This is a genomic window from Nocardia sp. NPDC050713, from assembly GCF_040654315.1.
In the GTDB taxonomy this organism is placed as follows: domain Bacteria; phylum Actinomycetota; class Actinomycetes; order Mycobacteriales; family Mycobacteriaceae; genus Nocardia.
In genome coordinates this window covers 369,339-392,756 of record NZ_JBFAHS010000005.1, presented here as the reverse complement: position 1 = coordinate 392,756, position 23,418 = coordinate 369,339, and the positions used below count along the sequence as shown (strand labels likewise).

At 69.3% G+C, this 23,418-nt stretch carries 21 protein-coding genes; 11 read left to right on the top strand and 10 right to left on the bottom strand.

What is annotated here, in order from left to right; all coding sequences use genetic code 11:
• Positions 1-17 precede the first annotated feature (17 nt).
• Positions 18-1,484, bottom strand: coding sequence for an aldehyde dehydrogenase (locus tag AB0H49_RS13295; RefSeq protein WP_355001780.1), 1,467 nt, complete (start codon positions 1,482-1,484; stop codon positions 18-20).
• Positions 1,485-1,726: 242 nt separating this feature from the next.
• Between AB0H49_RS13295 and AB0H49_RS13290 the strand changes: the two genes are divergently transcribed.
• The 4 genes from AB0H49_RS13290 (at position 1,727) to AB0H49_RS13275 (ending at position 6,040) form a co-directional block, all read left to right on the top strand.
• Positions 1,727-2,929, top strand: a complete 1,203-nt coding sequence (locus AB0H49_RS13290; RefSeq protein WP_357250804.1) for a cytochrome P450 — start codon at positions 1,727-1,729, stop codon at positions 2,927-2,929.
• On the top strand, positions 2,930-3,703 hold the full coding sequence (locus AB0H49_RS13285) for an SDR family oxidoreductase (RefSeq protein WP_357250801.1): 774 nt from the start codon (positions 2,930-2,932) through the stop codon (positions 3,701-3,703).
• A gap of 154 nt (positions 3,704-3,857) precedes the next feature.
• The gene (locus AB0H49_RS13280) at positions 3,858-5,456 is read left to right on the top strand and encodes a succinic semialdehyde dehydrogenase (RefSeq protein ID WP_357250798.1); all 1,599 of its coding nucleotides are present in this window, start codon (positions 3,858-3,860) and stop codon (positions 5,454-5,456) included.
• A gap of 98 nt (positions 5,457-5,554) precedes the next feature.
• Positions 5,555-6,040: a glutathione peroxidase gene (locus tag AB0H49_RS13275; protein ID WP_355001784.1), complete on the top strand. Its 486-nt coding sequence runs from the start codon at positions 5,555-5,557 to the stop codon at positions 6,038-6,040.
• Between the two features lie 54 nt (positions 6,041-6,094).
• Here AB0H49_RS13275 and AB0H49_RS13270 read toward each other — a convergent pair whose 3' ends face one another.
• From AB0H49_RS13270 to AB0H49_RS13255, 4 genes are all read right to left on the bottom strand, one after another.
• Positions 6,095-7,027 carry a MerR family transcriptional regulator gene (locus tag AB0H49_RS13270; protein ID WP_357250795.1) on the bottom strand — a complete coding sequence of 311 codons (933 nt, stop codon included), beginning with the start codon at positions 7,025-7,027 and terminating at the stop codon, positions 6,095-6,097.
• A gap of 56 nt (positions 7,028-7,083) precedes the next feature.
• The gene (locus AB0H49_RS13265; protein ID WP_357250792.1) at positions 7,084-9,081 is read right to left on the bottom strand and encodes a serine/threonine-protein kinase; all 1,998 of its coding nucleotides are present in this window, start codon (positions 9,079-9,081) and stop codon (positions 7,084-7,086) included.
• A gap of 3 nt (positions 9,082-9,084) precedes the next feature.
• Positions 9,085-10,857 carry a serine/threonine-protein kinase gene (locus tag AB0H49_RS13260; protein ID WP_357250790.1) on the bottom strand — a complete coding sequence of 591 codons (1,773 nt, stop codon included), beginning with the start codon at positions 10,855-10,857 and terminating at the stop codon, positions 9,085-9,087.
• Between the two features lie 173 nt (positions 10,858-11,030).
• A complete protein-coding gene (locus AB0H49_RS13255) occupies positions 11,031-13,505 on the bottom strand; it encodes a protein kinase (RefSeq protein WP_357250787.1) in 2,475 nt (824 codons plus the stop codon).
• 152 nt (positions 13,506-13,657) lie between these two features.
• On the opposite strand from AB0H49_RS13255, the gene AB0H49_RS13250 reads away from it, so the two are divergent.
• The 5 genes from AB0H49_RS13250 (at position 13,658) to AB0H49_RS13230 (ending at position 18,062) form a co-directional block, all read left to right on the top strand.
• Positions 13,658-14,428, top strand: coding sequence for a deoxyribonuclease IV (locus tag AB0H49_RS13250; protein ID WP_141809043.1), 771 nt, complete (start codon positions 13,658-13,660; stop codon positions 14,426-14,428).
• 285 nt (positions 14,429-14,713) lie between these two features.
• On the top strand, positions 14,714-15,637 hold the full coding sequence (locus AB0H49_RS13245; protein WP_357250784.1) for a TauD/TfdA family dioxygenase: 924 nt from the start codon (positions 14,714-14,716) through the stop codon (positions 15,635-15,637).
• A gap of 105 nt (positions 15,638-15,742) precedes the next feature.
• The gene (locus AB0H49_RS13240) at positions 15,743-16,966 is read left to right on the top strand and encodes a CoA transferase (RefSeq protein WP_357250781.1); all 1,224 of its coding nucleotides are present in this window, start codon (positions 15,743-15,745) and stop codon (positions 16,964-16,966) included.
• On the top strand, positions 16,963-17,130 hold the full coding sequence (locus AB0H49_RS13235) for a hypothetical protein (protein WP_355001792.1): 168 nt from the start codon (positions 16,963-16,965) through the stop codon (positions 17,128-17,130). The genes AB0H49_RS13240 and AB0H49_RS13235 overlap by 4 nt, the downstream gene beginning before the upstream one ends.
• On the top strand, positions 17,127-18,062 hold the full coding sequence (locus tag AB0H49_RS13230; RefSeq protein WP_357250778.1) for a hydroxymethylglutaryl-CoA lyase: 936 nt from the start codon (positions 17,127-17,129) through the stop codon (positions 18,060-18,062). The genes AB0H49_RS13235 and AB0H49_RS13230 overlap by 4 nt, the downstream gene beginning before the upstream one ends.
• Here the strand turns inward: AB0H49_RS13230 and AB0H49_RS13225 are convergent.
• Complete coding sequence (locus AB0H49_RS13225) at positions 18,047-18,235, bottom strand: hypothetical protein (RefSeq protein WP_357250775.1); 189 nt, start codon at positions 18,233-18,235, stop codon at positions 18,047-18,049. The two genes, AB0H49_RS13230 and AB0H49_RS13225, sit on opposite strands and share 16 nt — an antisense overlap.
• Before the next feature lie 179 nt (positions 18,236-18,414).
• Positions 18,415-18,765 (bottom strand): hypothetical protein, encoded by a 351-nt coding sequence (locus AB0H49_RS13220; RefSeq protein ID WP_355001795.1) that lies wholly within the window; start codon positions 18,763-18,765, stop codon positions 18,415-18,417.
• A gap of 228 nt (positions 18,766-18,993) precedes the next feature.
• Between AB0H49_RS13220 and AB0H49_RS13215 the strand changes: the two genes are divergently transcribed.
• Positions 18,994-19,500 carry a hypothetical protein gene (locus AB0H49_RS13215; RefSeq protein ID WP_355001796.1) on the top strand — a complete coding sequence of 169 codons (507 nt, stop codon included), beginning with the start codon at positions 18,994-18,996 and terminating at the stop codon, positions 19,498-19,500.
• A 50-nt stretch (positions 19,501-19,550) separates the two neighbouring features.
• On the opposite strand, the gene AB0H49_RS13210 is transcribed toward AB0H49_RS13215, so the two are convergent.
• Positions 19,551-20,678 (bottom strand): acyl-CoA dehydrogenase family protein, encoded by a 1,128-nt coding sequence (locus AB0H49_RS13210; protein WP_357250770.1) that lies wholly within the window; start codon positions 20,676-20,678, stop codon positions 19,551-19,553.
• Between the two features lie 9 nt (positions 20,679-20,687).
• Positions 20,688-21,860, bottom strand: a complete 1,173-nt coding sequence (locus tag AB0H49_RS13205; RefSeq protein WP_355001798.1) for an acyl-CoA dehydrogenase family protein — start codon at positions 21,858-21,860, stop codon at positions 20,688-20,690.
• A 246-nt stretch (positions 21,861-22,106) separates the two neighbouring features.
• Here AB0H49_RS13205 and AB0H49_RS13200 point away from each other — a divergent pair, with 246 nt between their 5' ends.
• Positions 22,107-22,802: a hypothetical protein gene (locus AB0H49_RS13200; protein WP_357250767.1), complete on the top strand. Its 696-nt coding sequence runs from the start codon at positions 22,107-22,109 to the stop codon at positions 22,800-22,802.
• 50 nt (positions 22,803-22,852) lie between these two features.
• Here the strand turns inward: AB0H49_RS13200 and AB0H49_RS13195 are convergent, their stop codons facing one another.
• Positions 22,853-23,413, bottom strand: coding sequence for a TetR/AcrR family transcriptional regulator (locus tag AB0H49_RS13195; RefSeq protein ID WP_357250764.1), 561 nt, complete (start codon positions 23,411-23,413; stop codon positions 22,853-22,855).
• Between the last annotated feature and the right edge of the window lie 5 nt (positions 23,414-23,418).

The following is a 23,418-nucleotide window of genomic DNA, read 5'->3' as shown; positions in this document are numbered from 1 at the left end:
TTGCGTTCCAGCGGATTTCATCCCGCGGTCGCGATCAGCTTGGTTTCCAGGTATTCCTCGAACCCGGCCACGCCCATCTCGCGGCCGATGCCGGACTGCTTGTAGCCGCCGAACGGCGCGTCGGCGGAGTACCAGACGCCGCCGTTGACGCTCAGCGTTCCGGTGCGCACGCCCTCGGTGACGCGCCGGATTCGCTCGGGATCGGCGCCCCACACCGAGCCGGACAGCCCGTAGGGGGAATCGTTGGCGATGCGGATGGCGTCCTCGTCGCCGTCGTGCGGGATGATCACCAGCACCGGGCCGAAGATCTCCTCGCGCGCGACCGTCGCGCTGTTGGGCAGGTCGGCGATCAGCGTCGGCTCGACGAACCACCCGCGCTCCCGTTCGGCCCGACGGCCGCCGACCACGATCCGCCCGCCCTCGGCCCGCGCCATGTCCAGGTAACCGAGCACCCGATCGCGTTGACGCCGCGAGATCAGCGGCCCGCATACGGTGCCGGGGTCGGTGGGATCGCCCGGCACGATCCGGCCCATGGTGGCCGCCGCCACCTGCACCGCCTCGTCGTAGGACGCGCGCGGCACCAGCAGGCGGGTGGTCAGCGCACAACCTTGCCCGGCGTGCACGCACACCGAAAACGCCGCGACGCCGACGGCTCCGGCGATGTTCGCGTCGTCGAGCACGATGAACGCGGATTTGCCGCCAAGCTCGAGGAAGGTCTTCTTCAGAGTGGGTGCCGCGGCGGCCATCACCAACCTGCCGGTCTGGGTCGAGCCGGTGAAGCTGACCAGGTCCACCCGCGGGTCGACCGAAAGCCGGGCGCCGAGAGCGTGATCCGACGACGTCACGATGTTCACCACGCCCGGCGGGATATCGGTCTGTTCGGTGATGATCGCGCCGACCGCCGCCGCGCACCAAGGCGTGTCGGGAGCGGGCTTGAGCACCACCGTGTTTCCGGCCGCGAGCGCGGGACCCAGTTTGGCGAAACCGATCTGATGCGGGAAGTTCCACGGGGTGATGGCGCCGACCACGCCGATCGGTTCGCGGCGCAGCGTCCTGCGAGTCTTGATGCCCATCGGCTCGGCGACGCCGAGATCGGTTTCCCACTGGTAGTTTTCGGCGAGATTCGCGGGAAAGGCCAAGTCCGCGATCGGCCCCTCGAGCTGCGGGCCCTTGGTGAGCATGACGGGCGCGCCCGCCTCGGCGACGGTGATCTCGCGCAGCGCCTCGACCTCGGCCTGGAGAGCGACGCGCAACTGTGCCAAGCACCGGGCGCGGAAGGCGTGGTCACGGGACCAGTCGGTGTCGTCGAAGGCGGCGCGCGCGGCGGCGATCGCGTCGTCCATATCGGCGGCGTCCGCGTTCGCGGCGAGCCCGAGGGTCTCCTCGGTCGCGGGGTTCACCGTCTCGAACACGCCGTCGCCGCCCTGACGGAGTTTGCCGTCGATCAACAGGCGCGACCCGTCGGCGGGCAGGAGACTGTTCATGGTTGCTCCGATACTGTCTGGACAGGTGTACGGAATATAGTCCGGGCACGCTCCACGATGCAAGAACATGTTTCACTATCGACGATCGACGCGACGCCGACCCGGTACTGGATACGACCGATCCATTGTCTCGATATTCGAGCGCTGGTAGTGTCCAGACACATGTCCAGCTATGTGTCTTCGCGGACGGCGGCTTTCGCTGCCCGGCGCGAGAACTCGTTACGGAATCATCGGAGAGCACCATGACGGCAGCCTCGTTGGAACCGCTGACCTTCGACCCGTACGACTACGGCTTCCACGACGACCCGTACCCCACCTACCGTCGGCTGCGGACCGAGGCGCCGCTCTTCCACAACCCCGATCTGGACTTCTGGGCGCTGTCCAGGCACGCCGACGTGACGGCCGGATTCCGTGATGCCACCCGGCTCTCGAGCGCCAACGGCGTCTCGCTCGACCCGGCGGCGTGGGGACCGCACGCGCACCGGGTGATGTCCTTCCTGGCCATGGACGATCCGCGGCACATGCGGATGCGCAAGCTGGTCTACAAGGGCTTCACGCCGCGCCGGGTCGCGGAGATGGAGGAGCGCGTCCGCGAGATCACCCTCGCCTACCTGGAGCCCGCGCTCGCACGCGAATCCTTCGACTGGATCGAGGATTTCGCGGGCAAGCTGCCGATGGACGTGATCTCCGAACTGATGGGCGTTCCGGAACAGGACCGCGCGGAGATTCGCCGCCTCGCCGATCTCGTGGTGCATCGCGAGGACGGCGTGCTGGACGTGCCGATGGCCGCGGTGGAGGCCTCGATCGAACTGTTCGGCTACTACACCGACATGGTCGCCGAGCGCCGCCGCGATCCCGGCGACGATCTGGTCTCCGCGCTGCTGGACGCCGATATCGATGGCGACCAGCTCAGCGATCGAGAAGTCATCGGCTTCATGTTCCTGATGGTGGTCGCGGGCAACGAGACCACTACGAAACTGCTGGGCAACGCGTTGTACTGGGCCGCACGGCACCCCGCCGAATACGCGAAGGTGGTGGCCGAGCCCGGCCTGGTGCCGGACTGGGTCGAGGAGACACTGCGCTACGACACCTCCAGTCAGATCGTGGCGCGCACCGCCACCGTCGACCTCGACTACCACGGCGCGACAATTCCCGCGGGCGCCAAGGTGCTGCTGCTGATCGGTTCGGCCAACCGCGATTCCGCCGTTTTCGACGACGCCGACACCTACCGCATCGATCGACCCGACAAGGGCAAGCTCGCCAGTTTCGGTGCGGGCGTGCACTTCTGCCTCGGCGCCCACCTCGCTCGCCTGGAAGCCGGTGTCGCCCTTCGTGAATTCGTCGCTCGGGTGCCCGCCTACCGCGTCGCCGACAGCGGCATCGTGCGCGTGCACTCGACCAATGTCCGCGGCTTCGCCGCCCTTCCCCTGACCGTGGAGAGGTAGATGCCCCGCTACGAACCCCACCCCGACCGTAGGCCCTCGCTGATCGCGGGCGCCTCCTCCGGTATCGGCGCCGCGACCGCGCTCGCGCTCGCCGAACTCGGCCACCCGGTCGCGCTCGGCGCACGGCGCGTCGAACTGTGCGAGGAGCTGGCGGCCAAGATCCGCGCCGACGGCGGCGCCGCCTACGCGCACCGGCTCGACGTCACCAACGCGGACTCGGTGGACGAGTTCGTCACCGCCGCGGAGCGCGAGCTCGGACCCACCGAGATCCTGGTGTCCGGCGCGGGCGACATCGAATTCTCGCTGGTGCAGGAGATGGACCCCGAACGTTTCCTGCGCCAGGTCCACGTGCACCTCGTCGGCGCGCAGCGGCTGGTGCACCGGGTACTGCCCGGCATGCTCGAACGGCGGCGCGGCGACGTCGTGCTCATCGGTTCCGACTGCGCGCCCGAGCCCCGGCCGCGCACCGGCGCGTACAGCGCGGCCAAGGCCGGACTGGAGGCGATGGCGGTGCAGCTGCGAATGGAGTTGGAGGGCAGCGGGATTCGCGCCTCGGTGGTGCGGCCCGGACCGACGCTGACCAACATGGGCATGGACTCGACGCCGGAAGTCGTCGGTCCATTGCTCGAGGACTGGAAGGTGTGGGGGTTCGCCCGCCACCCGCACATGCTGCGCGCCGGTGATCTCGCGGCGGCGGTGGTAGCCGTGGTGTCGGCGCCGCGCGGGGCGCATCTGGTGCTCGTCGAGGTGCAGCCCGAGGCGCCGCTGCGCTGAATCCACAGCGCAGCGGCGCTCGATATCCAGCGCTGCGGCGCCCTGTCCGGCAAGCCTGGCGTGAGACAATAAGAACGTGTTCTAATTCCACACCGAGGGACGCGCGCGGCGCACCGCGGGCGCGCGTCGCAATCGCACGCCTGGGAGACACCCGATGAGCACAACGCACGCCACGGACGAGCGGACCGCAAGCCTGCCGCCCCGGATCACCACGGAGCTGATCGCGCGACTGACCGGCATGGTCGCCGCCGACGCGAAGGCTCGGCCACCGTTCCCGATGACCGAGGTCTACACCGGCGCCCATGTCGGCGACCTGCCGCAATCCCGCCCCGAGGACGTCACCGCGGCCTTCGCCACCGCCCGCGCCGCGCAGCGGGAGTGGGCGAGTTGGCCGCTGCGCCGCAGACTCGCGGTGTTCGAGCGGGCGCACGAGCTGTTCCTGCGGGAGGGCGAGACGATCGCCGACCTCATCCAGATCGGCTCCGGCAAGACCCGGCGCATGGCGCTCGAGGAATCGTGCGACGTGCCGATGGTCATCAGCCACTACCTGAAGACCGCGCGCCGGGTGTTGCGCCCCCGTCGACATGGCGGCCCGATCCCGTTGGTGACCAGTTCGTTCGAGGAACACCGTCCCAAGGGCGCGATCGCGGTGATCGCGCCGTGGAACTTCCCCTTGGCCATCGCTATCTCCGACTCGGTGCCCGCCCTCATCGCGGGCAACGCCGTCATTCTCAAGCCGGACAACAAGACCGCCTTGTGCGCGCTGTTCGGCGTCGAACTGCTGTATCGGGCGGGTTTGCCGCACGGGCTGTTCCAGGTCGTCTGCGGCACCGGTCCCGACGTCGGCCCCGCATTGATCGGCGGCTCCGATTTCGTCATGTTCACCGGTTCCACCGCTACCGGGCGGGTGGTCGGCGAGCAAGCGGGCCGCCACCTCATCGGATGCAGCCTCGAACTCGGTGGTAAGAATCCGATGCTCGTGCTGGACGACGCGAATCTCGACGACGCGATCGCGGGCGCGATGTTCGCGGTGTTCGGCAACTCGGGCCAGGCCTGTATGCACATCGAGCGGATCTACGTGCACGAGCGAATCCACGACGAATTCCTCCACCGCTTGGTCGCGGCGGCCGAGGAACTCGGGTCGAAAATGGGGGCCGCCTACGACTACGCGCCGGAATTCGGCTCGCTCGTCTCGACCGACCAGCTCGCCAGGGTGGCCGAACACGTGGCGGACGCGCGCGCGAAGGGCGCCACCGTGCACACCGGCGGCCGGGCGCGTCCCGACATCGGACCCGCCTTCTACGAGCCGACTGTGCTGACGGGCGTCACCCCCGACATGGTCCACGCGACGGCGGAGACCTTCGGGCCAGTGGTGAGTGTCTATCCGTTCCGCGACGACGCCGAGGCCATCCGCCTCGCCAACGACACGGACTACGGACTCAACGCCAGCGTGTGGACGACCGACCTCGCCCGGGGCAGGCGGATCGCGGACCGGCTCGAGTCGGGCAACATCAATATCAACGACGGCTTCGTCGCCACCTACTCCGCCAAGACCACACCGTCGGGCGGGGTGAAGCAGTCCGGCGTCGGCACTCGGCACGGCGACCAAGGCCTGCTGAAGTACACCGACACGGTGAACATCGGCGTGGTGAAACTCCAGGTCTTGGCCGCCCGCGCCCGGCTGTCCTACGAGATGCAGGTCAAGACCACCCTGGCCACACTGCGGTTGATGCGGCGCACCCGCCTCCGTTGAGACCGCGATCGTTTCGCCGAAGATCGTCCGCCCCGCCGATCCGGTAGCGTGGCGCTCGGGGTGGACCGACGAGATCAGAAGTGGCAGGTGCGAGACGAGTGAGCATTCGGGATATTCCGCTACGGACCCTGACCGGTGCGTCGACGACGCTGGGCGAGCTGGCCGGTGACAAGGCGGTGCTGCTGGTCAACGTGGCGTCCAAATGCGGTCTGACGCCGCAGTATTCGGCGCTGGTCGAGCTGCAGCAGACCTACGGTCCGCGCGGGTTCACCGTGATCGGCGTGCCGTGCAACCAGTTCATGGGTCAGGAACCCGGCTCGGCCGAGGAAATCCAGGAGTTCTGCTCCATCACCTACGGCGTCGACTTCCCGCTGTTGGAGAAGACCGACGTGAACGGCGAGAACCGGCACCCGCTCTACCGCGAGCTGGTCGAGACCGCCGACGCCGAGGGCGCCGCGGGCGACATCCAGTGGAACTTCGAGAAGTTCCTCATCGATCGCGACGGCAAGGTGGCGGCGCGCTTCCGCCCGACCGTGAAACCCGAAGACCCGACCGTGGTTTCGGCCATCGAGTCGGCTCTCTAGAACCAGTCGGTCTCGTTGCGCGCGGCCCTCTTCCGGGCCGCGCGCTCACCGCGGCTAGTCCCGCGCTCGCAGCGCCGCCGCGAACCAGTCGAAGACCTCCGCGAGTTCCTGCGGCGCGGGCCAGCCGTTGACGGCGGCGACGAGTCGCCAATACCGCTCCACCCGTACGTCATTGGCGATCGCCAGGCGCTGGAGCATCCAGCGGCGCAGGTCGGTGTCGTCGGCGCGGCCGAAGGTGTGGGCGTAACGCTCGGTCAGCTCGTCCACCACGGCGACGGCGGCCTGTTCGTCCGGGCGCAGGCCCGCGGCCAAGGCGGCGCCGACCAGGTCGCGGACGGCCTCGGTCAATTCGTGGTGCAGTCCGGTGGTGTCGCCGTTCGCGCGCTCGCTGGCTTGGTACTCGGCCATCCGCCGCACGGCCGCGCGGAAATCGGCGTCTCGAGCGAGCTCGGCCAACTCCATCCAGGCCCGGACCTGTTCGGGCGTGGGATCTTCCGGCAGGTCGGGCACTGTCGAGCGGAGCAGCTCGACGAGTTCCGGATTGGCGTCGATACCGCCGAAGGTCTCGTCGACGAAGTCGTGGACGATCCTACGGCGCTCGGCGTCGGTCAGCGTGGCCAGTCGGTGCATGGTGTTCATCTCCTCGGTGTCGGTGGCCCACTGGGCGACCGCACGCAACACCGCCCGTCGCTGCCGCAGAATCCGGATCTGGACATCGAGCGCGTCGGCGTGCGCCGCGGCGACCTCCGGCACGGTGCGTTCCCGTGCCAGCACTTGACGGACGGTGTCGAGGTCGAGGCCGAGGGCGCGCAGTGTGCGGACCAGTTCCAGGCGGGCGATGGCATCGGAGTCGTAGCGGCGGAAACCGTTCGGGCCGATGGCGGACGGCGCGACGATCTTGCGGTCGGCGTAGAAGCGGATGGCCTTGACCGTCAAGCCGGTGCGCTCGGCCACCGCACCGATCGAGAGGAGCGTCTTGTCGTCCATGTCCGACAGCCTGGCTTCTCCCCTTGCTGGAGACGCAAGTTCAGGATCGGATGCGCTCAACTCAGCGGGGCGGTGCGCCACCAGTTCATGAATTCGTCCTGGGTCGCGATGAAGCCGACGCTGTACATCAGGAAGTTCTCCCGCTTCTTCGCGCCGGTGAACACCGTGATCATGCGCGGGCGCTTGGCGGCGGGATGACCTTCGAGCAGGTAGTTGGTGTAGGTCTCACGGCCGTGCTTCGCGGTGGATCTGGCGTGTCCCGGCAGCGCGTCGACGGCGGCCTGCACATCCTCGGGCGAGCGGTAGACGAACAGCTCGTAGCTGGCTTTGTTCGGACCGCCGAAGCAGTACCAGTACGCGGTCCAGTTGCCGAAATCCGGTGCGCCCGCGTCCATCGCGTTGGCGGAGCCCTCCTCGTGCGCGAAGCAGGTGGAGCCGTTGTGACCGGGGCCGGTGTGCACGACGTTGTCCTCGTCCACCTCGGGGGTCATGCCGGGGAACGCCTTGCTGATCGACGCGATGTTGTCGGTGTGAGCGTCGTCGTCGTATTGCTCCGAGGTCGTCGGCGCCGCACTGGTCTTCGCGGGGCGTTGAGTGGATGTCGCCACCTCGACGGCGCTGGTCGACGGAACCGAGGCTTCCGGTTCGGATGAACCGCGATCGCGGACGATTCCGTTGGCGGCGAGAAGGGCGAGCGCCGCTCCGATTGTGACGATCACCGCGGTGCGGCGAGACCTGGTGCGTGCGCGTCCGCGGCCTCGGGCGTGCTGCCTCGAATGCGCCTGCGCCCCAGCGGAACCCGGTAAGAAGTCCGGTCCCACGCCCATACGCGTCTGCGGAGAGTTGGGAGTGTCGACCGCGGGTGCCGCGTTGCCGAATACGGAAGCGTGCTGTGGGCCCGACTGATCCGGGCACTCCCGCCAGGCGGCCTGCTCGTTCGATCTGGCGGCCTGCGAAGGCGCGGCACCGGAACCGTGCGCCCAATGGTTTGCTTGCTGCCCGGGCGCAGTGCCCGAAGTGGCGGCAGGCGAGGACGTGTATCCGCGCGGACCAGCGGGTGGGTTCGGGTGACCGGGTGCCGGTGGGGTCGAATAGCCGGTAGGCGTTGCGGAGTAGCCCTCGTCGGGTATCGAGGACCCGGGCATCGTGTGCGGGGACGGGCGCTGGGTTGCCGATGAACGATGGCCGAAATCGTTGCGCGCCAGCGGAAACGGACCAGAGCCAGGATCGGCGAGCGCCCGCCGGGCCGCCTCGGCGAACTCCGCGCAGGAGTCGAACCGGTCGTCCGGGCGCTTGGCGAGCGCACGCGACAGCACCGCGTCCAGCGCGGGCGGCAGACCAGGGCGGACGGTGCTCAGTCGCGGCGGCGGCTGGGTCATGTGGCCCTGGATCACCGCGACCGGGTTGCTCGCCTCGAACGGCACGGTGCCGGTCAGCATGCGAAACAGGCTGCACGCCAACGAATACTGATCCGAGCGGTGATCGAGCACCGCGCCGGAAAGCTGCTCGGGTGAGGCGAAAGCGAGTGTGGCGGTGAAGGTTCCGGTCTGGGTCAGCTTGCCCGTGTCGTCGCGGAAGCGGGCGATGCCGAAGTCGGTGAGGAACACCCGTTCCAGGCCGCCCTCGGCCCGCTCCAGCAAGATGTTGGCGGGCTTCACGTCTCGGTGCAGTACGCCCTTGCCGTGCGCGAAGTCGAGCGCCTTGGCGGTCTCGGTGACGATCTGCACCGCGCGTCGCGGCGGCAGCGCGCGAGCGTCCAGTGACGCCGCGTCGACACCGTCGACGTACTGCATCGAGATCCAGAGCTGCTCGCCCTCCACCCCGCGGTCGAACACGGTGACGATGTTCGGGTGGTCGAGCTGGGCGACCAGATCGGCCTCCCGCTCGAACCGTGCCCGAATCTCGGTGTCGAAGAACAACTCTCGATTGAGCAGCTTCAACGCCGTCCACCGCGGCAACCGCGGATGCCGCGCCAGGTACACCGACCCCATGCCCCCGCGCCCGAGCAGGCGTTCGACGGTGTACCCGGCGAAAACCGCGCCGTTGTCAAGCATGCGTCAGTTCAGCGGCGCCGAACGCCACCAGCGCAGCACCTCGTCGATGGTGCCGACGATGCCGTCGGTGTACATCAGGAACTGCCCCCGGTCGGGGTCGCCGGTGAAGACGGTGACCATCTTCGGGCCGCTGTTCTCGAATTTGTAGTTGGTGTAGGACTTTCCGCCGTTGCTGTCGGTCGACTTGGTGGCGTCCGACGGCAGGTTGTTCAGCGCGGCCTGCGCGTCCGCGGACGACTTGTAGACGTAGATGGTGAAGAACGGGTCGGCGTTGTTGCCACCGCCGAAGCAGTCCCACTGGTAGGCCCAGTTGCCGAAATCGGGTGTGCCGTCGGTGGGAACGGAGGGACGGTCGGGCGAGTACGCGCCGCAGGTGGCGCCGTTGTAGCCGGTGTCGCCGTCCTTGTCGGCCGGAACCATGCCTGGGAACTCGTTGCTGATGGCGGCGGCGTCGGCGGTCACCGGACGCTTGGTCGTCGTGACCGGCGCGGTGGTCGTGGTGCCGCCGCTACCGGAAGACGAACCGCCGCTCACCGCGACGCCGATGCCGACGACGACGGCGATCAGCACCACGACGCCAACAGCCAGCGCGGCGATCAGGCCGGTGTTCGACTTGCGCGGCGGCTGGTGGCCACCGCCCATCGGGTGACCGCCCCCCATCGGCGGGCCGGGCGGCGGCGCGAACCCGTACCCGGACTGCTGTGGATACTGCCCGCTGGGGCCGGTCTGCTGGTGCGGGCCGGTCGCGGTCGGCATGGCGCCCTGCGGCGTGGTCATCGGCTGGCCGGTGAGCGGCTGCGAACCGCTGGTCGTCGGGCCGATCGGATACTGGCCGCCTGTCACCGGGATCGGCCCGCCGGTAATCGGATGCGGAGCCGAGATCGGCTGCGGCGGAGCGGTGACCGGACGCTGGCCGCCGACCAGCGGCATCGACGGCGCGCTCTGACCCGACAGCGCGGCCTGCGCCGCCGCAGCGAACTCCGAGCAGCTGGCGAAGCGATCGTCCGGCCGCTTGGCCATCGCCTTGGCGAGCACGCCGTCCAGCGCGAACGGCAGTCCGGGGCGGACGCTGCTCAGCGCGGGCGGCGCCGACTGGAGGTGTCCTTGGATGACCTGGGCCGGGTTGGTCGCCGCGAACGGACCGCTGCCGGTGAACAGCCAGAACAGCGCGCAGGCCAACGAGTATTGATCGGAGCGGTGGTCGAGGGACGCGCCCGTCAGCTGCTCGGGCGAGGCGTAGGCCAGCGTGGCGGTGAAGGTGCCGGTCTGGGTGAGGTGGCCGGTGTCGTCACGCAGCCGGGCGATGCCGAAATCGGTGAGGTAGACCCGCTCGCCGCGGCCGCCGGTGGAGCGGGCGAGCAGGATGTTGGCCGGTTTCACGTCGCGGTGCAGCACGCCCATGCCGTGCGCGTAGTCCAGCGCGTCGGCGGTCTCCTTGATGATCTGCACGGCGCGCTCCGGCGGCAGCGTCTTCGGATCCACCGAGGCGGCGTCGATGCCGTCGATGAACTGCATCGAGATCCACAGCTGCTCGTCTTCCAGACCGCGGTCGTAGACCGTGACGATGCCGGGGTGATCGAGCCGGGCGACCAGATCCGCCTCCCGTTCGAACCGCGCCCGCACCTCCTTGTCGAAGAACAATTCGCGGTTCAACAGCTTCAGCGCCGTCATCCGCGGCAGCCGCGGATGTTTCGCCAGGTACACCGAACCCATGCCACCGCGACCCAATTGCCGTTCGATGACATAGCCGGCGAAAACCTCACCGCTGGCCAGCATGTCTGCTCCAATTCCCGCCTGCACCGGGACCCGCCGGGAACAGGCGTACAGCATAAGAATGCGCGGTCAGCGCTTACCCGACCACGGAAAACATCGAAACCTTAGCAGCAGTCGCGTGGCCTCAGGATGCCCGAGGAGGCGGGGGTATGCCAGGCGACATCAATAGCGAAAAGCTATGGCGGAGGCCGTGGTTCGGGCGGTTGCGGGCCGTTTCCGGCCCCCGGACCGGCGGGTGCGCTCCGCCCCCGCCGCACCCTGTCCGGCAGGGCGATGGTGATCGGTCGGGCGGTGCGGGGAGTCCGTGCTCGCGGCGGCACCGATGGGGTTGGCTGTCCGCCGTCGGCTGTCGCCGAGCCTTCCGCGCTTCCGGCCGCCGAGGAGGTGTGCCGCGCATCCGCTCCGGCACTTGCCCGTCCTCCGTTGGGCGGCGCGGACTCGCCGTGCGGCAAGGAATTTCGCCCTGAGTTCGGCGACTGATCAGCGGCGGCGCCTGGTGATGAGGTGCCTGGCCGTGTGGTGCCAGCGGGGGGCGACGTCGTATTCGACTGCCCGGGCCGGGCGTTTGGCGGAGCCGCCTGTTCTGTCCCCGTGCCGGGCACGATCGCCTGCTCGGCGCCACCGACCGGCATGGCCGCGTCCGAAGGCAATGGCAGTGTCCGCGGCAGACTCGTCGGGCGTCCGGCATACGGCGTACCGGCCTGGGCTCGGTCGTCCACCGGTTGCGGGTGGTCGGTCCGCGGGCGCGGGGTCGCGGGGAGCGGATACGCGGCGGTCCCGTGCGGGCCTGCACCACGGGTCAGATCCACCGCGCGCTGCGGACCGAGGGGGGCTCCGGTGTGTGGCGGGAGACCGCTCCGGCCCGGCCCCGGCGCGTTCGGACCTCGATGTCCGGGGACACCGACATGGGGCGGCGAACCGGTATGCGGAAGCGAATTCGCCTGCGGCGGAACCCTCCTCGACTGCGCATTGTCCGCGCGCGGCGCGAAACCACCCGATTGCGGCGGTCGGCCGGAATGCGGCGGGTCGCTCGCGTACGACGGATGAGCCGCGCCCGTCCCGTTCGGCGGCGGTCCGAATCCCGTGGGCGGCAACATCCCACCCGACTGCGCAGGCACACCCGGATGCGACGGATCAGTCCCGTGCGGAGGACGAGCAGCACGCGGCGCACCGTTCGAAGGCGAACCGAACCCCGCAGGCGGCAACACTCCACCCGACTGCGCAGGCACACCCGGATGCGACGGATCAGTCCCGTGCGGAGGACGAGCAACACGCGGCGCACCGTTCGAAGCTGGACCGAACCCCGTGGGCGGCAACACTCCACCCGACTGCGCAGGCACACCCGGATGCGACAGATCAGTCCCGTGCGGAGGACGAGCAACACGCGGCGCACCGTTCGAAGGCGAACCGAACCCCGTGGGCGGCGACACTCCACCCGACTGCGCAGGCACACCTGGATGTGAGGGATCGCTCGCGTGCGGCGAATGTGTTTGCGCGCCAGTCGCGGGCGGCACGAATCCAGTGCGCGGCACGCCGGGGCGCGGATGCGCACTGGCGTGCGCCGGTGAGCCGGGGTGAGCCGAGCCGCTGGTTGGCGGGTGCGCACCCGCGTGCGTCGGGCCACCCGCGTGCGTGGGGCCGCCCGTGTGCGGGTGCACACCGCCCGGTGCACCGGCATGTGTCGGGGTGCCCGTGTGCGGAGGACGTCCGTCGGGGACGAACCCGGTGCGAGGCGGCACGCCCTGGTGCTGGGTGGCGAAGCCGGTGTGCGGTGGGACGGGGCCCGTCATGGGGTGCGGGCGATGCGGGCCCGGCGTACCGGAGGCCAGGGCTCGGCGGGCGGCGGTGGCGAAATCGGTGCAGCTGGGGAACCGGTCGGCGGGGCGTTTGGCCAGGGCGCGGGCCATCACCGCGTCCAGGGCGGGCGGCAGACCGCGGCGGGTGCGGGACAGCGGTGGCACCGGCGTGTACATGTGCCCGTTCATCACCGCCGCGGGGGTGGTGCCGGGGAAGGGCACATTGCCGGTGAGCATCCAGAACAGCGTGCAGGCCAGCGAGTACTGGTCGGCGCGGTGGTCCAGCGGCTGCCCGCTGAGTTGCTCGGGCGCGGCGTAGGCCAGCGTGGCGGTGATGGTGCCCGCCGAGCTCAGCGTGGTGTCCGCGTTGCGCATGCCCGCGATGCCGAAGTCGGTGAGCAGCACCCGCTCGGGCTGCCCGATGGGCGCCTTGGCCAGCAGGATGTTGGCCGGTTTCACGTCGCGGTGCAGCACCCCGTTGGCGTGCGCGAAGTCCAGCGCGGCGGCGGTCTCGGCGATGATCTGCACCGCCCGTCCGGCGGCGAGCACGTCGACGTCGGCGCTCGCGGCGTCGGACCCCGCCACGAACTGCATGGAGATCCACAGCTGCTCGTCCTCGGCGCCGCGGTCGTAGACGGTGACGATATTGGGGTGGTCGAGCTGGGCGACCAGATCGGCCTCCCGCTCGAAGCGTCCCCTGATCTCGAGATCACCGTAGAGCTCGCGATCGAGCAGTTTCAGCGCGGTCATCCGCGGCAACCGCGGATGCTGGGCCAGATACACCGTGCCCATGCCGCCCTGTCCGAGCACGCGCTTGATGACGTAACCGGCAAAGATCTCGCCAGTACGCAGCAAGGTGATTCACCCCCCTCATCGGGTCGAGCACGTGGATCCTACCGATGTATCTCGCGGAACCACGTGGGCGCAACAGTCCTTCGATTCTCGGCTATTCGCCGCCGTATCGCCGGTTTCCCGCGATGTCGGTGCCGCCCACTACGCTGAGCCCCATGCGCATTGGAGCACACGTCCGGCTCGACAGCGATCCGATCGGCTTCGGTGAGAAACTCGGCGCCGATGTCATCCAGATGTTCGTCGTCGACCCGCAGAGCTGGGACAAACCGGTCCCGCACCCGAGGACCGAGGAGATCCTCGCCAGCCCGATCGATGTGGTGGTGCACTCCTCCTATCAAATCAACGTGGCGAGCCTGAACAACCGGCTGCGGATGCCCTCGCGCAACGCGGTCGCCCAGCAGGCGAAGGCGGCCGCCGATCTCGGCGCGTTCGGCTTGGTCGTGCACGGCGGCCACGTCCGCTCCGACGCCGAGGTGGAGACCGGAATCGACAACTGGCGCAAGCTGTTCGAACGCCAGCAGGACAAAGGCGGCTTCGCGGTGCCGATCCTCATCGAGAACACCGCGGGCGGCAACCACGCCATGGCCAGGCATTTCGACACCATCGCCCGGCTGTGGGACGCCGTCGGCGACTACGGCGCCGGCTTCTGCCTGGACACCTGCCACGCCTGGGCGGGCGGCGAGGAACTGCTCGGCGTCGTCGACCGGATCAAGGCCATCACCGGCCGCATCGACCTGGTGCACCTCAACTCCTCGCGCGACGAGTTCAACTCCGGCGCCGACCGCCACGCCAACTTCGCCGACGGCACGATCGACCCGCAGCTGCTCGCCGAAGTCTGCCGCAGCGCGGACGCGCCGGTGGTGCTGGAGACTCCGGGCGAGGGGGTCGCGGACGATCTCGCCTACCTTCGGGAGCACGTGGGGTGATTTAGCACGCACCTCGCGCTTCGGGTGCGGTTGGCCCGATTCTTCTGGGGCGGCGAGGCAGGAATCGTCCGGTTCGGGTTGGTGGTTGCGTCGGTTGACGTTCCGAGGGCTGGACCTGCGCGTTCCCGCACTCCTACCCAGGTTTGCCTCGAACGGCGCTGGGCGCGTGCCGAGCCACAACCCCACCCCTTGCGATCACCCCGACGAAAACCCTGGTCACGCCCCTTTTCCAGGTGATGTGCTCTACCACGCACTCCCGTTCCAGATCAGCGAAGGTGACCACACATGACGATCGCACCCGCCCCCACGGTCTCGGTGACCAAGCTCGGCGCCCGCATCGGCGCACAGATCGACAACGTCCGGCTCGGCGGCGACCTGGACGCGGCGTCGGTCGACGTGATCCGTCGCGCCCTGCACGAGCACAAGGTCGTCTTCATCCGCGGCCAGGAGCACCTCACCGAGGACGCGCAGTACGAGTTCGCGCAGCTGCTCGGCACGCCGACGACCCCGCACCCGACGGTCAGCTCGCACGGTGTGAAGAGCCTGGCCATCGACTCCGAGTACGGCCGGGCCAACAGCTGGCACACCGACGTCACCTTCGTCGACCGCATTCCGAAGGCCTCGATCCTGCGCGCGGTGACCCTGCCGACCTACGGCGGATCCACGACCTGGGCCTCCACCGTGGCCGCCTACGAGTCGCTGCCCGAGCCGCTGAAGCTGCTCGCCGAGAACCTGCGCGCGGTGCACACCAATGTGTACGACTACGCGGCGGCGCACGGCAGCAAGGCCCGGCCGAACACCGCCGAGTACCGCGCCGAGTTCGAGTCGACCTACTTCGAGACCGAGCACCCGGTGGTGCGGGTGCACCCCGAGACCGGTGAGCGGGCGCTGCTGGTCGGGCACTTCGTGAAGAATTTCGTCGGCCTGTCGGGCGCCGAGTCCCAGGCGCTGTTCCGGCTGTTCCAGGATCGGGTGACCCGCCTCGAGAACACCGTCCGCTGGAACTGGCAGCTCGGTGACGTGGCGATCTGGGACAACCGCGCCACCCAGCACTACGCCGTCGACGACTACGACGACCAGCCGCGCAAGCTGACCCGCATCACCCTGGCCGGTGACGTCCCGGTCGGCGTGGACGGCGCGCCGAGCACCGTCGTCGCGGGCAACGCCGAGCACTACTCGATCGTCGAAGAGGTCTCGCGCGCCGCCTGATTGGCGAAATACGCCGAAGCCCGCCCCCGGTGCGCGGTACGCGCGCCCGGCGCGAGACCGAGGGCGGGCCGAGGTCGGGAGCTGGATTAGTCCACACTATTGGCCATGAGTATTCGGCCGTTGGACGGAGTTCGCGTCCTCGAGCTCGGCAATTACATCGCGGCGCCGACCGCCGGGCGCATACTCGGCGACTTCGGCGCCGAGGTCATCAAGGTGGAACGGCCGAAGGCCGGCGACGAGTTGCGCAACTGGCGGCTCTACGGCGGCGACACCTCGATGCTGTACCGCACCGTCAACCGGAACAAGAAGTCGATCACCCTGGATCTGCGCACCGACGAGGGCCGCGCGGTGGTGCTCGACCTGGTCGAGCACTGCGACGTGCTGCTGGAGAACTTCCGGCCGGGCATGCTGGAGAAGTGGGGACTCGGGCCCGAGGCGCTGAACGAGGCCAATCCCGATCTGGTGATCACCAGGATCTCCGCGTACGGGCAGACCGGACCGATGTCGTCGCGGCCCGGTTTCGCCGCGGTCGCCGAGGCGGTCGGTGGGCTGCGCGAGCTGGTCGGCGACCCGGACCGTCCCCCGGTGCGCGTCGGCGTCTCCATCGGTGATTCCATCGCGGGCATCTACGCCGCCTTCGGCACCGTGATGGCGCTGTTCCAGCGGGAGCGCACGGACGCCGTGCCGCTGGCCGAGCGGGTGATCGACGTCGCGCTGAACGAGGCCATCCTCTCGGTGATGGAATCGCTGGTCCCCGACTACCTGGCTTACGGCATCAATCGGGAACGCGTCGGCGGGCGGATGGAAGGCATCGCGCCGAGCAACGCCTATCCGTGCCGGGACGGTTTCAGCATCATCATCGGTGGCAACGGCGACGCCATCTTCCAGCGCTATATGCAGGTGATCGGCAGGCCCGACTTGGCGGCCGACCCGGAACTCCAGGACAACGCGGGCCGCTGGCGCCACCGCGAGCGGCTGGACGCGTCGATCGGCGAATGGACGATTCAATACACCAGGGACGAGGCGCTGAAGATCCTGGAGGACGCGGCCATCCCGTGCGGCCCGATCTACACCGCCGCCGACATCGTCGCCGACGAACAGTACCAGGCCCGCAACATGATTCAGCCGTTTCCGGTGGACGTCGGCGAGCCGGAGCCGAAGACGGTCGGATTCCCCGGCATCGTGCCCGTGATCGGGGAGCAGTCGCTTCCCATCCGCAATGTCGGCCCCGACCTGGGCGAACACACCCGCGAGGTGCTCTCCGGCCTGCTCGGCATGAGCGAAGCCGAGATCGCGGCCGCCACGGGTGAGAGCGAGGTGCAGGCATGACTCGCAGGCGAGGTCGTCGCAGGCCGACGGGTCGCAACGTGTGGGAGCAGCGCGCGCCCGGACACGCGCGGCCGACGGTGCACCCCAATCCGGCGGGCGCGAACCAGAAACCGTGGGCGGGAGTGATGTGCGTGCCGCCGCAGGCGCGAGAGGACCGGCGATGACCGAAGCGCACGACGTGGTGTTGCGCGATGTGACTTTGCGCGACGGCCTCCAGCTGACCGGCAAGACCTTGCCCGTGGAGCGCAAGGTGGAGATCGTGCGCCGCCTGCTCGCGCTCGGCGTGCCCGCGCTGGAGATCGGTTCCATGGCGCGGCCCGACTTGGTGCCGCCCATGGCCAACACCATGGACCTCGTCGCGGCCCTGAGCCCGGAGGAGCTCGAGCGCTGCTGGGTGTGGGTGGCCACCCCGCGCCACGTCGCCAAGGCCGCGGCGGCGGGCGTGCGCAACTTCCAGTACTGCTTCTCGGCGTCCGACGCGCACAACAAGGCCAACATCGGCCGCGCGACCGAGGACAGCATGGCCGTGCTGCCGGAGGCGGTGCGGTTGGCGCACGAGGTGGGCGGCGCCATTCAGTTGTGCTTGGCGACCAGCTTCACCTGCCCGTTCGACGGCCCGGTCGATCCGGAGCGGGTCCTCGCGATCGCGAACGATCCGCGCACCGAGGGAACGGGCGACATCGTCCTCGCCGACACCCTCGGCCAAGCGCATCCGGCCCAGGTCGCCGCGCTGATCTCGGCGGTCCGGGAACGAACTCCCCAGCGCCGCATCGTGTTCCACGGCCACGACACCTGGGGCATGGGCGTGGCCAACACGCTGGCCGCGATCGGCGCGGGGGCGGGCATGGTCGACGGTTCGCTCGGCGGCCTCGGCGGCTGCCCGTTCGCGCCCGGCGCGAGCGGCAACACCTCCAGCGAGGACATCCTGTTCGCCACCCGCCCGGACTGGTTCGCCCCGGCCACGTTGGCCGAACTCGTCGAGCTGACCGAGAGCCTGCTCGCCGAGCTCGGCGAACCGAACCGTTCGCGCACTGCGGAGGGAGCGCGTTCCAACGCCGCGGCCTTCGAATGGGTCGTCGGCTACTCGAACACGTAGTTCGCGAAATCGTGGACGGCTCGGTAGCCGATCGCGCGATAGATCTTGTTCGAGGTCGGATTCGCCAGATCGGTGAAGTTGGCGATACCCGTAGCGATCACGGTGTGCCGCAGGAAATCACGGCGGAGGAAGGACTCGGTCGCGGCACGGTAGGCGACGGGGTCTTCCGTCATCTCGATTCGGATTCGGCGTACCTCTGAATTCGCTTCGGCCGTACCCGAAGTACCGACGGACTACGCACGTCGCATCCTCGCCCCGCAAGCGAAGGTCCGCGAACAACTTTTCGGTGGCTCGACTTCGCTCCCGCAAGCGAAGTCTCGCGCAACGCCGTCCGAAGACAGATGGTCCCGGGTCAGTCCGCGCCGCTTCGCCCCCCGCCGTCGGCGCGGATCTTCAGCAGCACGAGCCCCGCGGTGCACGCCAGAATCAATCCGGCGACGGTGATCTCGACGTGTAGCCCCGCAATGCCGAGCACTGCCCCGACGATACCGCCGAGGAAGAACAGCCAGCCCAATGCCCGCGCCACGATCGTGGACACAGCGCCTGTGGGCGATTTCGACACTTCCTGCTTCGCAGGTTCTGCCGTTTCGGCGGTCGCGTCGGCCGCCGGCAGCGGAGAGGTCGAGTATGCTCCCATCATCTTCTCCTCGGTGACGCCGATCAGAGTATTGCCTTCGCGCAGCTCGACCAGCGCGTCTCTCATCCTGGTATAGGCGTCTCACGCGTAACTTCGATCACATACGCTACGGCCCGTAGACGCGGTTGTGCCGCGACACGTGCCCGCGACACGCCGACGAGATCAATTCGATATCTGAATCATTGATGTTTGAAAGTGCTGTAGAAGCCCGCCGACGGTGACCCGCTCGCGTGGCCCGGGTGGGCACACGTGGATTATGGTGAGGCCACTCGAAACACACGAGGAGTGTCCCGGATGGAGAGCAGCAGGGCCAAGATCGCGGGTCCGGCGATCGCAGTGGGAGCGGTCTCGCTCGGTCTGGTCCTCATCGGCTCCTGCGGGATCGGCGGCGAGGACACCTACGTCCCGCCACCGCCGCTCAAGGACGGCCCGGCCGCCGCGGCCGTGGTCCGTGACGACGGTTCCAGCGCCACGGTGCCGCGCATCGTCATTCCGCCCTCGCCGAGCTGGCATGTGGCGCCCGCCGGACCGCCGCGCAGGCCCGCCGGATACAGCACGATGACCGTTCCGCCGGAAGAGCAATCGGAGATCAGCGGCACCTCGCCCGAGCGCACCACGGAGCCACGCACCACGGAGCCGCGCACCGCCGCAACCGAAACGCCAAGGGAAACCGAGGAACCGACGACCACGCGCCGGACGCTGTCGGCCACGACACCGCCGCCGACCGAGGACGAGGAACCGACGACCCGCCGCCCGACCACCACACCGCGGTCGGACACCTCCGAGTCCGAAGACGAATAAGGCGGCGGCACGGGCGCTTTCGCCCGCACCGCCGCCCGATCCGAGCGGTCCTACAGCTCCGGCAGGTCGTAGCCGCCGACCTGGGCGCTGAGCACCTTCAGGTGGTCGAGATCGCCGCCGAGCGTCCGGCCGATCGCGGTGAGCCGCGCGACGTAGTGGCCGACCGGGTACTCCGCGGTGACGCCGATGCCGCCGTGCATCTGAACGGCTTCCTGCCCGACGTGCCGTGCCGCGCGTCCGACCTGAAGGCGGGCCCGCGAGGCGACCACCGGGTCGTTGGCGCCGTCGGCGAGCGACGCGGTGACGTACAGGCTCATGCTGCGCGCCAGTTCCAGCGAGACGTACATGTTCGCCGCGCGCTGGGTCAGCGTCTGGAACTTCGACAGCGTGACGCCGAACTGCTTACGCGTCTTCAGGTACTCGGTGGTCAGCCGCAGCGACTCCTCCATCGCGCCGATGGATTCGGCGCACAGACCCGCGTGCGCGTGGCCGAGCGCGATCTGCACCGCCTCGGACGCGTCGGACGCGTCGCCGAGCAGTTCGGCGCGGGCCTTGTCGAAGGTGATCTGCGCGCCGCGCTGGCCGTCGACGGTGCGGAAGACCTTGCGGGACACCCCTTCGCCGGCAGCGGCGACCAGGAACAGCCCGACGCCGCCGCCCGGCAGCACCGCGCTGACCACCAGCTCGTCGGCGCAATCGCCGTGCGCCACCGGGTTCTTCACTCCGGTCAGCAGGTAGCCGTCGCCCTCGGCGGCCGCGCTGGTCGCGAGATCGGTGGACGGCCAACGCACGCCGGGCTCCGCGTGCGCGAAGGCGAGCAGCTTCTCGCCGGAAGCGACGTCGGGCAGGATCCGCTGCCGCTGTTCGGCGCTGCCGACCAGACCGATCAACGCACCGGGCACCAGCACCGCGTCCAGCAGCGGCTCCGGCGCGAGGCGGCGGCCGATCTCCTCGAGCACGACCATGGTCTCCACCGGACCCGCGCCGACGCCGCCGTCCTCCTCGGCGAAACCGAGGCCGAGCACGCCGAGTTCGGCGAGCTGGCGCCACACGTCGCGGCTCCAGCCCAGCTCGGTGTCGGTCACCTTCAGCCGGGACTCCGGGTCGTAGTTGCGGGCCAGCACGTCGCGCACGGTGTCGCGCAGCATGACCTGTTCATCGGTGAGTTCGAATTCCATGACCAGGCCTCACAATCCGAGGATCGTGGAGGCGATGATGGTGCGCTGCACCTCGCTCGAACCTCCGTAGATGGTTGTCTTGCGGTAGTTGAGGTAGCTGGGGCCGCTGCGCTGGGCCCAGCCGGGGGAGGCGATGTCCTCCGCGTCGACCGGAAGCGCGTCCGGTCCCGCGATGTCGAGCAACAGCTCGGTGGCGGCCTGCTGCAGCTCCGAGCCGCGCAGCTTGAGCACCGAGGAGGCCGGGTTCGGCTTGCCCTCCGTGGAGTTCGAGACCACCCGCAGCTGGGTGAGCTCGAGCGCGAGCAGTTCGTTCTCCAGCTCGGCGATCCGCGCGGCGAACACCGGGTCCTCCAGCAGCGAGCCGGAGCCTGACTTGATCTGGCGCGCGTAGTCCTTGGCGACGCCGAGCTTCACCTTGGTGCGGCCGACGCCGGTGATGCCGGTGCGCTCGTTGCCGAGCAGGAACTTGGCGTAGGTCCAGCCCATGTTCTCCTCGCCGACCAGCTGATCGGCGGGCACCCGCACGTTCTCGAAGAAGACCTCGTTCACCTCGTAGCCGCCGTCGATCAGCTTGATCGGGCGGATGGTGACGCCGGGGCTCTTCACGTCGAACAGCAGGAAGGAGATGCCCGCCTGCTTCTTCTGCGCGGTCGGATCGGTCCGGACCAGGCAGAAGATCCAGTCGGCGTACTGAGCCAGCGTGGTCCAGATCTTCTGGCCGTTGACGATGTAGGAATCGCCGTCGCGCACCGCGGTGGTGCGCAGCGACGCCAGGTCCGAACCGGCGTCCGGCTCGGAGAAGCCCTGGCACCACCAGATGTCGAGGGCCGCGGTCGCGGGGAGGAAGCGTTCCTTGATCTCCTGCGAGCCGAAGTGGGCGATGACCGGGCCGACCATCTGGGCGTTGAACGTCAGCGGCTCGGGCACCGAGGCCAGCTGCATCTCGTCCTGCCAGATGTGGCGCTGCATCGGGGTCCAGTCTTTGCCGCCCCACTCCACCGGCCAGTTCGGCACGGCGAGGCCGTTGTCGTTGAGGATCTTGTGGGCCGTGACGACGTCTTCGCGGGAGAGCTCATGGCCGTACTTGACGCGCTCACGGATCTCCGCGGGGATCTCGGTGCGGTAGAACTGCCGCAGCTCGTCGCGGAAGGCCACCTCGTCGGGGGACAGGGATAATTTCATACGCAACTCCCGTTGTGTCTCGTACTTCCGAGTCAAACCTACCCCGCGGTAATCCGCCACTGTCGAGTGGATCACATTCGCGGTCCGGTCCGCAGAAGACGTCGCCGACATCGATCCACGGGCGGCCATGCAACCCGTCAGGCGACCGGGAAATCTCGCTCGGCCCACTCGGCGGCGGTCATGGCGAACTGGTACGTTGCTGGCCAGGGTCGGGGAAGCCCCGGGTTGGTATTCGAGGAGAACAAGGTGAACGGCAGAACCTTCGCACGCGCGGCCGCGACTGTGACCTCCCTCGGCATCGGCGCCGTTCTGACCTTCGCCGGACCCGCCGCCGCGGCGCCGGACGCGTCGATCGATCAGGCCGTCGCCCACCTCACCGAGCGAGCCGGAACCGACCAGGCCGCACGCGCGGGCGTCGAAGCGCTCGGCAACTACACCAAGCTCGTCGATGTCGCCCAGCTGCGCGACATCGCGGGCAACTGGGCGCCCTTCGCCTACGCCGCGCCCACTTTCGGCTGCGGCACGCACGGCCCCATCACCACGATCATCGCGGCGGGCACCACCGAGGGCGTCAACCCGAACCAGGGCGCGAACCCGGAGCCGGGCACCCTGCGCTTCAGCGCCACCCCGTCGCACTCGGGCGCCCCGCTCACCTCCGGACTCGTCGTGGCGTGGGTCAACGTCAACAACGGACGCAGCGGCCTCGACGCGCTCGACGACGTCACCGAGTTCAACCTGCCGACGCTGTCCAAGACCGTGCACAGCGGACCCGGCACCGTCATCGCGTCGATGTGGGGGATCATCGGATATCCCGGCGCGCACTGCGTGATGACGCCGACGGTCGGCACTTTCGTGGTGCCCGATGCGCCGGTCGCGCCCGCCCCGCAATCCGCACCGAGCGCCGCCCCCACCGCGCCCACAAGCGGCATCCCCACCTCTTAGGCCCTAACGCTTCCGGCGACGGATTGGGTGAACTCCGCGGCAGGCCGCGGTCATTCGGGCAGCGGGGTGCGGTGCAGGGTGACGAGCAGGCGCCATACCCGCTGCGCGATCTCGGCGGGGGTCGCCTCGATCAGCCCGTGTAGCCAGTCGGCGAGCACCCCGGCGAAGGTCGCGGCCACAGCCGAGGCGACCAGGGCGGGCTCCGGCGCGCCGACCAGGATGCGCTCGGCATGGCTGCGGGCACGCAGATCGTGATGGAGTACGCGCCCGAGCGGACCGCCGCCGCCCGGGCGCAACAGTTCCCGATAGAGCCCGGCGTGCGGGGTCAGAAGGTCGAAGAAGGCGAGCAGGGCTGGCGGCGGGCTGGCAGGGTCGGGTGTACCGCGCCAGGCGTGCAGGGCGTCCACCGCATCGCGGACGACATCGGCGCAGGCGTCGACGGCGACCGCCTCCAGGTCGGCGTAGTGGAGATAGAACGTGGCGCGGCCGACTCCGGCCCGGCGCACCAGCGCGGCGACACTGACCTCGGCCAGTGGACGGCTGGCACACTCCTCCAGCAGTGCCTCGCGCAGCTTTGCCCGGGTCCGTGCCGTCCGGGGATCTGCCTGCACGGCGG